We start from the raw sequence: 11,866 nt of genomic DNA, 5'->3' as shown, positions 1-11,866 counted from the left end.
CACGGCTCGCACCACCGCAAGACGAGCCGGGACGTTGAAACCGCTGGCAGGCCGCGCCAGACCCGGATGAGCACCATGGTTGCGCTTGAACCCTCTGGAACCCTCCCTCACCGCGACGTCGCAAGTGTTCGGTTGCCGTCTGCACGCGGGCATCAGCGCTTCAAGGAGTCGACGAACGCGCGGAGCACCGGCCGCATCAGCCGCCGGCTCGGATAGTAGAGGTGGAAGCCGGGGAAACCCGGGCACCAATCCTCCAGCACCCGCTCCAGCCGTCCGTCCGCCATCTCGGCCGCCACCTGCGCCTCGAAGACATAGGCGAGGCCAGCGCCTTGCAGCGCGGCGTCCACGATCAGGCGATCGTCATCGAGGATCAGGCCGCCCGCGACCGTCACCTCCACGGCCTCGTCGCCCTTCCCCAGTTCCCAGCGGTAGAGGCCGCCGCCCGCGAAACGCCGCCGGATGCAGACATGGTCGTGCAGATCCTGCGGCGCGACCGGCCGGCTGCGGCCGGCGAGGTAGGACGGGGCAGCGACGATCGCGGCGCGCAGCGTGGGGCCGAGCGGCACCGCGATCATGTCCTGTTCCAGGCTCTCGCCGAACCGCACGCCGGCGTCGAACCCCTCCGCCACGATGTCGCGAAAGCCATCCTCGGCGCGGATGTCGATCTCGACGCCGGGATGAGTACGAATGAAGGCGCTCGCCAGCGGCACCAGGACCATCTCGGCCGCCGAGCGCGGCACCGAGAAGCGCAGTATGCCGGTCAGCCTGTCCTCCTGCGCGGTCGCGATCTCGATCGCCTCCGCGATCGAGGCCAGCGCCGGCTCCAGCCGGTCGAGCAGACGCCGTCCCGCCTCGGTGGGCGCGACGCTGCGCGTGGTGCGCGCCAGGAGGCGCACGCCGAGGCTCGCCTCCAGCCCGGTGATCGCGTGGCTGACGGCCGACACCGAGATCCCGAGATCGCGCGCGGCTCTCCGGAAGCTGCGACGAGCCGCAACGCTCGCGAAGATCGACAGGGCGGGCAGGTCGGCGCGGTTCATTGTTGAGCAGAATAGAACAGGGTGCGCAGACCTTCACCGATTATCGCGAGGGATGGGCCGGCGCATAGCGGGGGCTCACGATCTGGAGCCTCCGCCATGCAGCATCGTCACCTCGGTCCTTGCCTGTCCGTTTCCGCCCTCGGCCTCGGCTGCATGGGCATGAGCTTCGCCTATGGGGGCCAGCCGCAGGCGGACTCGATCGCCACGTTGCGCCGCGCGGTCGATCTCGGGATCACCTTCTTCGACACCGCCGAAGTCTACGGCCCGTTCGAGAACGAAGAGCTGGTCGGCAACGCGCTGGCGCCGGTCCGCGATCGGGTGGTGATCGCAACCAAGTTCGGTTTCAGGATCTCGGACGAGGGCAAGGGGCCGGAGCGGATGGTCGGCGTCGACAGCCGGCCGGAGCATGTCCGCGCGGTCTGCGACGCCTCGCTGAAGCGGCTCGGCGTCGACGTCATCGACCTGTTCTACCAGCACCGCGTCGATCCGACCGTGCCGATCGAGGACACGGTCGGCGCGATGGCCGACTTGGTCCGGGCCGGCAAGGTGCGCGCGCTCGGTCTGTCGGAGGCGAGTGCGGCGACGATCCGCCGGGCGCATGCCGTCCATCCGATCGCGGCGGTGCAGAGCGAATACTCGCTGTGGAGCCGCGAACCGGAGGCCGAGGTGCTGCCGGTCTGCCGAGAACTCGGCATCGGCTTCGTGCCCTACAGCCCGCTCGGCCGCGGGCTGCTCACCGGTGCGATCCGCGACCGCGAGAGCCTCGGCGCCGACGACTTCCGCCGCCGCCTGCCGCGCTTCCAGGCGGAGAACCTCGCAGCCAACCAGCGGCTGCTCGACGCGCTGGCGGCGATGGCGGCGGCAAAGGGCGTCACCGCCGCGCAGCTCGCGCTCGCCTGGGTGCTGCATCGCGGCGACTTCATCGTGCCGATCCCGGGCGCGCGCAGGATCTCGCACTTGGAGGAGAACGCGGCGGCAGCATCCGTGACGCTGAGCGCCGACGACCTCGCGGCGATCGACCACGCCTTGCCGCCCGAGGCGGTCAGCGGCAGCCGCTATACCGACGCGGCGCTGGCGCTGGTCGACGGCTGACCCGACGCCTGCCATTGACGAGGCCCGCGTCGACCGGCCGGACAAGTCGGGGCCGATCGAGCGGCGACAGCACCCGTCCGGGCGGCGCGGCACGCTCGTCGTTCCGAGCGACCGACTTCTGCTGCCGCACGCGGAGACCGAACGCCATGTGCTGTCCGCGCCGTTGGCGAGCGACGAGCATTCACTTAACGCATCGCTGGCCACGTGACTTGCTGACCTTGGTTCAGGCCAGAGGTAGCACGCTCGGATCGCGCGACATCATGATCGACGGCAGGTCAATGGTTGGGGGAATACGGTGGCGGAAGGGGTGTCCGCCAGTTTATAGAGGGGAGCGAGCGGCTTTCGGCCCGCTTCCCCACCGCTTTCCCCATCAGCGAACAGGAATGCGAGTGCCCNATGGTGGCGGAAGGGGTGTCCGCCAGTTTATAGAGGGGAGCGAGCGGCTTTCGGCCCGCTTCCCCACCGCTTTCCCCATCAGCGAACAGGAATGCGAGTGCCCCGCATCACCATCGCGTTTCACAACGCCAACCCAGACACAGTTTGGAACCGCCTCGCCGCCCGGTTGGGTCGGGAGCCGACCAGCGTTGAGGCAGCAGCCGAGGTGCTGCGCATTCTGGACCAGGCGCGGTGCGAGCGTGCCGAAGCCGGGCGCCTGTCGCATCAGCGCAAACGATAGAGCCCCCCCCTCCCCCGACCCCCGCCAGGGCCAAGACACAGAGATGGAGAGAGGATGATGCGAGCCGAGTTCATCCCCGGCTTTGTGACGGCGGCGCAGGCAAGGGCTGCCGGTCGGCGCTTCCACGCCAAGGCGAACGGCATGCGCGGGATTGAAGGCCGCGATTTCCATCTCGTTCAGAACGAGCACGGCCGCTGGCACTTCATGCCGGGGAAAGGGCCAAAAATGAGCGAGCACCCCTCTCCCGTGATCGGCAAAGCCGAGGCGCCCTGATCCCTGATCCCCGCTACTGAATGGAGATGGATATGAGCGAAACACTAGAACTGCGCTTCGGCCCCCTCTGGCCGGCATTCGAAGAGCAACTAGCAGAGCAGGGCTTGCGGTGTCCGGGAGTGGCGCTTTTTGAGAAAGACCGCGCTGCCATCAATCACCTCCGCTTCCGGGGAGGCATGACGGACGGCGAAGCCGATCGAGCCTGTAAGCGCGTGCTGGAGGCCATAGCTCGCAGTGCCCTCCCCGCCCCCGCCTCCTGCCCGGGAGGGAGCAATGAGTGAGACCACCGTGGATGAGAAGCGCGTAGAGGCGGCGCTGAGACAGTTCAAAATCAACAAGGCCGTCTTCAAGGTCTGCGCAGAGTACAACGGCGGGTGCGCCTGCTTGCTGGCCGGCTTCTCGGCGCAGAGTGCGAACTGCGTTGAGCGATTTGAGATTGCCCATGCCGTGTCTCTCGCTCTCGCAGCAGCAGACGCGGTAGATCAGGGCGCGCCCTCCGGGCCGGGCTCTCGTCTTTCAGACTAAGCCCCTTCGGGTCTTGGCGGCTCCGCCGCGTCGATCCCTCGCGCACAGCCTGCCATTGGGACCTGCTCAAAGTGCGGGGCGCGAGGTGTTGCTTTCATCTGCGACGTGCGCGGATGCCCGGTGAACGGAGGGGCCGCCTACCCTTGGACGCCCGCGTCAGCGATTGAAGCGCGAAGCGCCGAGACCGGAGGGCTCGGCCTGAAAGGCGAGAGCCCGTCCGGCTCTGCCGGGGCGCCCGAGATCACTGCCCTTCCCTGTTCTGCTGAGGTAGCGAAGCGTGTCGCACAGATCGCTCGCGAGCGCGACGAGGCGCGGGCCGAAGTCGTCAAACTGACGAAGGCTCTCGATTGGGACGATGTGGCCTGGGGCATGGACGCCGCCCGTCGAGATCGGGAGCGCATTGCTGCCCTTGAAGCCGAGCGCGACGAGGCGCGAGCGGAACGCGACGGTGCCCGCCGTGTAACTGAACGCTGGATGGTCGCGCATGGCGAGGCGGGGGCTGAGGCTCTTCGCGTAGTGTCTGAGAGGGACGAGGCGCGGGCGGAGGTGGAGCGGCTGCGGGAAGGCGTCCAAGCCTACCTAGACGGCAACTATGATCACCCGCGCCGCCACCGGCCGACCGAGTGCAAGCACGGCATCTACTATACCGACGCGTGCGAGAACTGCGTCGATGAGCACTTCGCCGCGCTCCTCACACCCCCATCCAATCCCGCATGAGGGCGGAGGGGGCATCAGACAATCGCCGTAAGTATTTCTGAGAGGAGACCGACAGTGCGGGCCGACCTTGAGAGATTAAGAAGTCTTGCGCGAGATCTGGAGGAAGAAGAGTGGCTGATGGCGAAGGCGCATGTGCTCGCAGCCGTGGCCGAAATCGAAGCCCACCGCGCTCAGAATGTGGGTGCGAACGAGGGACGGCAGGAGCGCGCCCGCAGGCGCATCCAGGCCCTCGGCGCGGCCATCTCGCGCCGCTCGTGGAGCGATGTGGAGACGGCACACGCGGCCATCCGCGACGCCCACGACCGACCCGAGGTCTACGACCGTCCGAATGTGGGGTGAAGTGAGGGGCGCGCCGCGCTCCGCAGAGTAAATGCCGAGCGGCCCCAGGCGCTTACTTGGAGAGACTGCCAGAGGGGGCAGGGATCGAACTGAGGGAGAGGACATGAGCAACACGGCGACACTGACGGACCGCCTGCGCGGGATCTATCGCATCCCGATCACGGACGGCTTGGGGGCGACGGGCGGCGGCGAGGAGCCCGACAACCCGCATGCCTTCGTGCGCCACTTCGAGACGCCGCCGATCCAGAAAGAGGCTGCCCGCGAGATCGAGCGGCTGCGGGCCGGCATCCGCGCCTACCTCGACGGCGACTATGAGCACCCGCGCCGCCACCGTCCCGGCAAGTGCGCGCATGGCGCCTACTACTACGAGGAGTGCGGGTCCTGCATCGACGCGCACTTCACGGCGCTCTTGTCAGGAAACTCCGCGCAGGACCGTAATCCTGGCAGTTGATTTCCTGGCAGGGTTTCCTGACGTCGCTCAGTCCGCGTCAACGATCTGACGCAAGGCGCCCCGAGCCGATGTCAGGAAACCGACCATTTCCCAAGCAGCTCAGATTGATAGAGGTCATCTATGGACGCCCAAGACCACGCCAGAGCCTGCGAGCTGCTGCTCGTGGAAATCCTCAAGACCACGTCAACTTACTGCATGGAGCACACCGACAGCATCAAGCGGGATGACCGCAAGATCGCCGCGCAGTTGCGCCGCTACGCCGACCGGATCGAGAGCGCGCAAGGCGCGATGCTGGCCGCCCGAGAGGCATCCAAGCTGCCCGCCGCGACCTGATGTCAGGAAAGCCACGGTTTGCTTGGACATGCACAGGAGGAATGGATGAGCGTAGATCGACAGGCCTTCGCCGGTTGGCCTCCAGAGGACCACGAAGGCCGCATTCGCGAGCTTGAGGCCGAGCGGGACGACTACAGGCTGGCCGCGCAGGTGGAGGCCAGCGAGCGCCGCAGATTGCAGGAGGAGGTCGCCTCTTGGCGTCGCTTGGCCGAGCACCTTGAGGAAGACGCACAGCAGCTTGTCGGGACGGCCGCGGCGAAGGGCTGTGAGATTGAGCGCCTGTCTCCGGCATTCCCCGGCGGGGTGTCAGAAAAACGGTCGGACCTGTAGGAAAACCGCCGATTTCCAAGCAATCAAGATCTAGTAGGAGCATACGATGAGCGTTTCGATCCCCTCCAACGCCGTGATGGTGCGCGGCAACGACTGGGAGGGCTTGTATCTCAACGGGCGCTTGGTGGCGCAGGGCCACCGCGTGGATGTCGAGAACGTGCTTCGCGCATGCGGAGTGGCAGTCCATCCGACTGTCGAGCCCGATCAGGACTGGCTGGAGAACGAAGGAATGCTGCCGGACACCCTGTCAGAGGTGAAGCGGCGCGCCCGCTGATGGCGGAGGCGGTGACGGACACGTTCGTCAAGTATTAACCGCAGGAGGGATGGCGTGGCTGATATTCTGGAACGTTTGAAGTCCCACTGGACTGTTTACGGCAAGCAGAGTTACTTGGTTCACGCTGATGACATGCGCGACGCCATAGCCGAGATCGAGCGCCTACGCAGCGCGTCCGTTGGGGCCGATGTTGGGGCCGGAGACGCGGCGCGTGTGTGCGAGGCGTTGGGCTTCGATCCGACGAACCACCACAACGCGCTCAAGTGCCCCTACTGCAATCCGCAGGGTCTGGTGCTCGCTCAACCGCCGGCTGCTGTTGGGGCCGGAGTTGGGGCCGAGCCGATATGGGATACCCCATAACGGAACAACTTCAACAAGTTAGCGGACGTTTCGGGATGAGGCGGTGCGGGACGCACCAAAGGAGATCAACATGGTGGAAGTAGCCGAGCACCGCGACGTGCGGCAGGAGCAGATGCGGGCTTGGGTGACGCGCAATTGGGGCGCCCCGGCCATGAACCGGCAGGAGCGTGTCGAGCGCCTGCTAGAGGAGGCGATGGAGCTGGCCCAGGCCGAAGGGCTGAGCACCCACCGCATTCACACGATCATGCTTCACGTCTTCAGCAAGCCGCGCGGCGAGCCGGCGCAAGAGGTCGGCGGGGTTAGCAACTGCTTGCTGGCCTACTGCGCCGCCGCCGGCCTTTCGGCCGACGACTGCGAAGTGACAGAGATGGCGCGCATCCTCAACAAGACACCGGAGCACTTCCGCGCGCGGCATCAGGCGAAGGTAGATGCGGGCATGGCGACGGCGTTCCCCGTCGATTGAGTTTGAGCGCTCAAGCAGTAGACCGCCCACGCCTCCATCATCTCACGGCGGCGCTCCAAAGCGTCGCCACGCCGATACGCCCGATCGGCAGTGTGCGCGATAGCCGCCTCGGCCCACTCGGACGGGAAGTCCGTCGCCTCCGAAACCCAATCACGGAACGAGGATCGGAAGCCATGCACCGTAGCGCCCTCCGCGTTCAGGCGGCGCAGCAACGCCGTCATCGCCGAGCCGGAGAGCGGGTTGGCGGTGCGCTTCCGCCCTTTGCGGGGGAGCCCTTGGAACACGAAGTCGCCCTCTCGGGCTTCGCTGCGGCTGCGGAGGATGTCCAAGGCCGGGCGGGACAACGCCACACGGTGCGGGCGCCCGTTCTTCATGCGGATGCCGGGGATCGTCCACACTGCGGCGTCCAAGTCGAACTCTGCCCAGGTGGCGTTGATCGTCTCGCCCGTCCGCGCGGCGGTCAGGATGGTGAAGGCGAGAGCCTGCGCCGAGATGCTGGTCTCCTCCCGCAGCGCGCGGAAGAAGGGCGGCACCTTCGTGAACAACATAGCCTTGAAGTGCTGCCGCCGAGTGGCGCGGTTGATCTTCGGCAACAGCCGCTCAAGGTGCCCCTCCCATACGGCTGGATTGGCGCCGCTCCGATAGCCGCGAACAGTGGCCCAATCCAAGACGGCTGCGATACGACCACGGACGCGCCGCGCAGTCTCGGGCTTCGCGCCCCAGATGGGTTCAAGAGCGCGGAGCACGGTATCCGTATCGACGGTCGAGACCGGGGCGTCACCGAACACCGAAACCGCGTAGGCTTCCAAGGTGGTGGCCCACTGCTTCGCGTGCCTCTCGTTGGTCCAGCTAGAGTGATGCGCCTTCAGGTATCCATCCACGCACTCCCGGAAGGTCTTCAACTCCTGAGGGGCGAGAAGGAAGTTGTGCCGCCGCTCCTTCCTGTGCGCGATCGGGTCGATGCCGTCCGCGCAGAGCTTGCGGCACGCCAAGGCCCTCTCCCGCGCCTCCGCCAGCGAGAACACGGCGGCCGACCCAAGGCCCATCTGGCGGAGCCGGCCGCCCATCCTGAAAATGAAGGTCCACGACTTGGCGCCTGTTTCGGAGACCTGGAGATAGAGGCCGCCACCGTCGCCGTAGCGACCGGGCTCTTTCTCCCTCGCGACGCGCGTCGCGCTCAGCTTGCCTGTCATGTCTGCTCTACCCCTATCCAGACGCTTCGGGTATATGGGTTAGAGTAGGGGTTGGGCAACAGCACTCAAGCCTAAGCCGATGTTCCAAGGCGGAATTCCGCTTCGGGTAAATTTCTTAGTGTCCGCCACGAGGGAGGAGAGGACAGAGGATGGCGTCAACGAACCCGGAAACCGCGCCCGCCCGCTTCGATGCGAAGTGGATAGGGGAGCCGAACAGCGGTTGCTGGCTCTGGACTGGCGGAGTGCACGGCAACGGCTATGGGAGCTTCCACGACGGCGAGAGGGTCGTTGGCGCTCACCACTACGCATACAGGCGACACAGCGGGCCGATACCCAAAGGGCGGTACGTCTGCCATCGCTGCGATACGCCGACATGCGTGAACCCCGATCACCTCTTCATCGACACACCGTCCGGCAACTCGCAGGACATGACGAGGAAGAAGCGGAACGGCAACGATCATCGCCGGGTATACAGCGACGAGATGAAGCTGGCGATCCAAGAGGACACGAGGCCCTACAAGGACATTGCGGAGGCTTATGGCCTCTCGCTGACGGTCATCAAGAACCTGAAGTCGCGAGAGGGGCGCGGTCTTGGCCGGCCGCGCATCGCAAAACTTGAGTTTGAGAACCACCAACTGCGCGAGATGCTTCAGCGCTGCATCGGCTTTGAACCACAGTTGGATCAGGAGATCAGGGCGCTCTTGGACGAAACCGCCCGCCGCACATCAGCGCAGCGCGCCCGCTGACCCGGCATGACGCGATGAGCGCGAGGGCGGAGAAGGGTTCCGCCTCACTCAGCGGCGGGGATCGCGATGGCCGTGGCGGCCTCGCAGGAGCCACAAAGGCCGCTCATTCCGCACCCCGCCCATCAGCCGCGGGGAGCAAGCCGGGTGAACCACAGCAAGCCGACCACCCTGGACATTCAGCTTCAGGTGCTCAGCGCCCTTATCCTGCGCGACATGCGAACGCGCTTCGGCCGCACGATCTGGGGCAACCTCGTCGTCGTGCTCTGGCCCAGCGCGCACGTCCTGATCATCGTGGCCACGATGGCCCTGCGGGGTATGGCGGCGCCGCTCGGTGAGAGCGCGGTGCTGTTCATCTTCACCGGCATGGGGCCGATGGTCGTCTTCATGTACCTGAGCCGGAAGATGATGGAGGGGGTCACGATCAACCGTCCGCTCCTGTCGTTCCCGGACGTGAAGTTCCTGGACCTGTGCATGTCGCGGGCCGTCGTGGAGATCATGAACATCGCCGCCAGCATCGTCATCACCATGCTGATCGTGGCCGCGCTCGGCATTGATCCGCTCCCCGAGCACGCGGCGACCGCCATAGCGGCGTTGCTCGGCACATTCGTGTTCGCCCTCGGCATCGGCCTCGTCAACGCCAGCATCGTGACAGTCTTTCCGCCCTACATGGTCGGCTTCGCGCTGGTCATCATCACCATGTACGGCTTGAGCGGCGTGTTCTTCGTGCCGGACGGCATGCCGGAAGATCTTTATAACGTCTTCATGTGGAACCCGATGACGCATGCAATCATGTGGTTCCGGTCGGCCTATTATCCAGGCTACGGCGAGGATGCGTCCCCGCTGTACGTCATCATGACGGGTGCGTGCCTGATCTTCCTTGGTCTGCTCTGCGAACGAGCCTTCACGCGCAAGTCTCTGTGACGGCCAAACAAAAAGCCCGCCAGGGTCATCCTGGCGGGCTGAAGCTCACTTCACGGTGAGGCAGAATGTGGCCTGTTCCAGAATGCTGCCGGGATCGTGGTAGGTGATCTCGGCCCGACCTTCGATCTGCCGTTCCAACCACGCCCGCGGCATCGCGGCCCAGCCGTATGTGCTGCCCTCCAGCACCTCCGCAATCCCGCCGGTCGGGGCGAAGACGTGTTGCCCGGCCTTGAACTTTTCCAGGGCCGCGCCCGGCGCACTGAACGTCTCCGAATACATCTGCTCGAAGGGCGTTCGCTCCGATCGGTGCTTCGCAGTGCAGGCCCAGCACAGATCCAGAAAGCCTTGCCCCATCGTCGTAAAGTAGACGATGCCGCCCGGCTTCGTGACGCGGATCAACTCCGCGAGGAACGTCTCTGCTGACGCCGTCGAGATGTGCGAGAACACCGAAAAGGCATAGCAGACGCCGAACTTGCCATCGTGGAACGGCAGCGGCCCTTGCGGCGAGATCTGCGACAGAGCGCCCGGCACGCCCGTATCGGCGCAGAGCTTCAGGGCTCCCGCATCAACATCGACGCCGTAGAGCCGATCCGGCGACGTGTCCCGCAGGAACATGCGAATGACCCGGCCCCAGCCCACGCCGAAGTCGAGGATGTCGCAATCCGAGATGGACGGGCCGGCCTCGCGCCGCACACCCTTATAGAAGTCGAAGCCGTGCTGTAGCGCCGTCTCGCCGGCCTGCCCCACGAAACCGGCCTGTACTGCATCGGGCGGAAATCCCGGCAGTCCTAGTGTCCGATCATGCTGCGACTGCACCAGCCGCGCGAACCAAGCTTCATCATCCAATCCAGCGAACCGCATCGTCCCGCACCTGTGCTCACGTCTTGCAGACGGTTGAGCCGGTGCTATCGGATGCCCCGGGGAAGTGTCTAGGCGTTCGAGGACACAGAACGAAAAAGCCCGCCGCGGCAGGGCCGGGGCGGGCTGATCTCAGCGGCGGGGATGGCGATGGCCGCGGCGTCACACGACCTTGAAGTCGCTGGCGGTGATCACCGCTTCGTTGTCGAGCACGGCGAAGGTCACGGGCGCATAGGCCCGGCCGGAGCCGTCCGCATCGTAGGACAGCACGCCCGTGTTGCGGTTGTAGAGCACGCGGTCGCTGGCATCGACCCTCGCGCCCCACACGCCCAGGTCCTTGAACGCCGAGGGCGCGAGGGAGCCGGTCGTCAGCGCTCCGAAGATGCTGCGCGCCAGCTGGATGATGTCGTTGTTGCCGCGGGCCGACGGGCTGAAATCGGTGATGTGGTCGACCACACCCGTCACGAGCGCGTTGCTGAACACGAAGGTGTCGTTGCCCAGGCCGCCCTGCAGCGTGTCGGCGCCGGCCCCCCCGTTGAGGATGTTGGCGGCCCCGTTGCCGGTGATCAGGTTGGCGATCGCGTTGCCAGTGCCGTTGATCGCCGAACTGCCGGTGAGCGTCAGCCGCTCCAGGTCCTGGCCGTTGAGGTTGAAGGAGACGGACGACTGTACCGTGTCGACACCCTGACCGGCGGTCTCGATCACTTTGTCGCCGGTATGGTTCACCACGTAGGTGTCGTTGCCCATGCCCCCCTTCAGCGTGTCGGCCCCCGTGGTGCCCCGCAGCGTGTCGGCGCCGGTGGTGCCCTGCGACGGGCTGGGCACCGGGGTGCCCGGCGAGGGGCTGGTCACCGGACCGCTCGGCGGCGGCGCGCCCGCGATGGGGGGGCTGATCACGGAATTCCACGAGAAGCTGTTGCGCCACGCGGCCATCGGCGACTGGCCGGAGATCTCCTTCGCTTGGTACGTGCCCTCGAACGCGTCGTCCTGGATGCCGCCGCCGTACACGACGTTCTCAGGGTGCACCGGGTTCTGGTAGGCGCCGTTGGTGATGGTGGTGTCGTCCGCCAGCCCGAAGATCAACGAGCCCGACATCGGCGTGCCGCGGCCGGCGTAGCTCGCGAAGAAATTGTCGAACGAGCGCACATCGTCGAAGAGGTTGTTGCTGCCCAGATCCGTGAATCCGCCGTTGCCCATGTGGACGACATCGACGTTCCGGACGATGGTGTTCCGGGACCCCTCCAGCATCACCCCGACGCCGCTCGGCGAGTTGTTGCC

17 protein-coding genes and 1 pseudogene are annotated in these 11,866 nt (G+C 66.1%); 13 read left to right on the top strand and 5 right to left on the bottom strand.

Annotated features, from left to right (window positions below; translation table 11 throughout):
- Positions 1-152: 152 nt before the first annotated feature.
- Positions 153-1,037: a LysR family transcriptional regulator gene (locus ACKUB9_RS27865; RefSeq protein ID WP_407529257.1), complete on the bottom strand. Its 885-nt coding sequence runs from the start codon at positions 1,035-1,037 to the stop codon at positions 153-155.
- 96 nt (positions 1,038-1,133) lie between these two features.
- Here ACKUB9_RS27865 and ACKUB9_RS27860 point away from each other — a divergent pair, with 96 nt between their 5' ends.
- The 3 genes from ACKUB9_RS27860 to ACKUB9_RS27850 all read left to right on the top strand — a co-directional run bounded on the left by ACKUB9_RS27860 (position 1,134) and on the right by ACKUB9_RS27850 (position 3,603).
- Positions 1,134-2,129: an aldo/keto reductase gene (locus ACKUB9_RS27860; RefSeq protein WP_407529256.1), complete on the top strand. Its 996-nt coding sequence runs from the start codon at positions 1,134-1,136 to the stop codon at positions 2,127-2,129.
- 730 nt (positions 2,130-2,859) lie between these two features.
- Positions 2,860-3,078 carry a hypothetical protein gene (locus tag ACKUB9_RS27855; RefSeq protein ID WP_407529255.1) on the top strand — a complete coding sequence of 73 codons (219 nt, stop codon included), beginning with the start codon at positions 2,860-2,862 and terminating at the stop codon, positions 3,076-3,078.
- Between the two features lie 273 nt (positions 3,079-3,351).
- On the top strand, positions 3,352-3,603 hold the full coding sequence (locus ACKUB9_RS27850; RefSeq protein ID WP_407529254.1) for a hypothetical protein: 252 nt from the start codon (positions 3,352-3,354) through the stop codon (positions 3,601-3,603).
- A 156-nt stretch (positions 3,604-3,759) separates the two neighbouring features.
- On the opposite strand, the gene ACKUB9_RS27845 is transcribed toward ACKUB9_RS27850, so the two are convergent.
- Positions 3,760-4,089 carry a hypothetical protein gene (locus ACKUB9_RS27845; RefSeq protein ID WP_407529253.1) on the bottom strand — a complete coding sequence of 110 codons (330 nt, stop codon included), beginning with the start codon at positions 4,087-4,089 and terminating at the stop codon, positions 3,760-3,762.
- Between the two features lie 30 nt (positions 4,090-4,119).
- On the opposite strand from ACKUB9_RS27845, the gene ACKUB9_RS27840 reads away from it, so the two are divergent.
- From ACKUB9_RS27840 to ACKUB9_RS27805, 8 genes are all read left to right on the top strand, one after another.
- Positions 4,120-4,320: a hypothetical protein gene (locus ACKUB9_RS27840; RefSeq protein WP_407529252.1), complete on the top strand. Its 201-nt coding sequence runs from the start codon at positions 4,120-4,122 to the stop codon at positions 4,318-4,320.
- 54 nt (positions 4,321-4,374) lie between these two features.
- Positions 4,375-4,659 (top strand): hypothetical protein, encoded by a 285-nt coding sequence (locus tag ACKUB9_RS27835; RefSeq protein ID WP_407529251.1) that lies wholly within the window; start codon positions 4,375-4,377, stop codon positions 4,657-4,659.
- A gap of 103 nt (positions 4,660-4,762) precedes the next feature.
- On the top strand, positions 4,763-5,110 hold the full coding sequence (locus ACKUB9_RS27830; RefSeq protein WP_407529249.1) for a hypothetical protein: 348 nt from the start codon (positions 4,763-4,765) through the stop codon (positions 5,108-5,110).
- Positions 5,111-5,230: 120 nt separating this feature from the next.
- Positions 5,231-5,443 (top strand): hypothetical protein, encoded by a 213-nt coding sequence (locus ACKUB9_RS27825; RefSeq protein ID WP_407529248.1) that lies wholly within the window; start codon positions 5,231-5,233, stop codon positions 5,441-5,443.
- 45 nt (positions 5,444-5,488) lie between these two features.
- A complete protein-coding gene (locus ACKUB9_RS27820) occupies positions 5,489-5,773 on the top strand; it encodes a hypothetical protein (protein WP_407529247.1) in 285 nt (94 codons plus the stop codon).
- A 46-nt stretch (positions 5,774-5,819) separates the two neighbouring features.
- On the top strand, positions 5,820-6,047 hold the full coding sequence (locus tag ACKUB9_RS27815) for a hypothetical protein (protein ID WP_407529246.1): 228 nt from the start codon (positions 5,820-5,822) through the stop codon (positions 6,045-6,047).
- 54 nt (positions 6,048-6,101) lie between these two features.
- A complete protein-coding gene (locus ACKUB9_RS27810) occupies positions 6,102-6,407 on the top strand; it encodes a hypothetical protein (RefSeq protein ID WP_407529245.1) in 306 nt (101 codons plus the stop codon).
- Positions 6,408-6,477: 70 nt separating this feature from the next.
- Positions 6,478-6,870 carry a hypothetical protein gene (locus ACKUB9_RS27805; protein WP_407529244.1) on the top strand — a complete coding sequence of 131 codons (393 nt, stop codon included), beginning with the start codon at positions 6,478-6,480 and terminating at the stop codon, positions 6,868-6,870.
- Here ACKUB9_RS27805 and ACKUB9_RS27800 read toward each other — a convergent pair.
- On the bottom strand, positions 6,822-8,063 hold the full coding sequence (locus ACKUB9_RS27800; protein WP_407529243.1) for a tyrosine-type recombinase/integrase: 1,242 nt from the start codon (positions 8,061-8,063) through the stop codon (positions 6,822-6,824). The two genes, ACKUB9_RS27805 and ACKUB9_RS27800, sit on opposite strands and share 49 nt — an antisense overlap.
- 149 nt (positions 8,064-8,212) lie before the next feature.
- Between ACKUB9_RS27800 and ACKUB9_RS27795 the strand changes: the two genes are divergently transcribed.
- Positions 8,213-8,809 carry an HNH endonuclease signature motif containing protein gene (locus tag ACKUB9_RS27795; protein ID WP_407529242.1) on the top strand — a complete coding sequence of 199 codons (597 nt, stop codon included), beginning with the start codon at positions 8,213-8,215 and terminating at the stop codon, positions 8,807-8,809.
- Between the two features lie 66 nt (positions 8,810-8,875).
- Positions 8,876-9,730 (top strand): ABC transporter permease, encoded by an 855-nt coding sequence (locus tag ACKUB9_RS27790; protein ID WP_407529241.1) that lies wholly within the window; start codon positions 8,876-8,878, stop codon positions 9,728-9,730.
- Positions 9,731-9,775: 45 nt separating this feature from the next.
- Here ACKUB9_RS27790 and ACKUB9_RS27785 read toward each other — a convergent pair whose 3' ends face one another.
- Entirely contained in the window at positions 9,776-10,591 is an 816-nt protein-coding gene (locus ACKUB9_RS27785) for a class I SAM-dependent methyltransferase (protein ID WP_407529240.1), read from the bottom strand.
- Positions 10,592-10,750: 159 nt separating this feature from the next.
- Positions 10,751-11,866 (bottom strand): annotated as a pseudogene (locus tag ACKUB9_RS27780) (hypothetical protein); the annotation flags it as partial.

Source organism: Methylobacterium oryzisoli, assembly GCF_046557895.1.
GTDB classification, from domain to species: Bacteria; Pseudomonadota; Alphaproteobacteria; order Rhizobiales; family Beijerinckiaceae; genus Methylobacterium; species Methylobacterium oryzisoli.
Note: the sequence above shows the minus strand (reverse complement) of the source record. Positions and strands in the feature narration are given on the sequence as shown.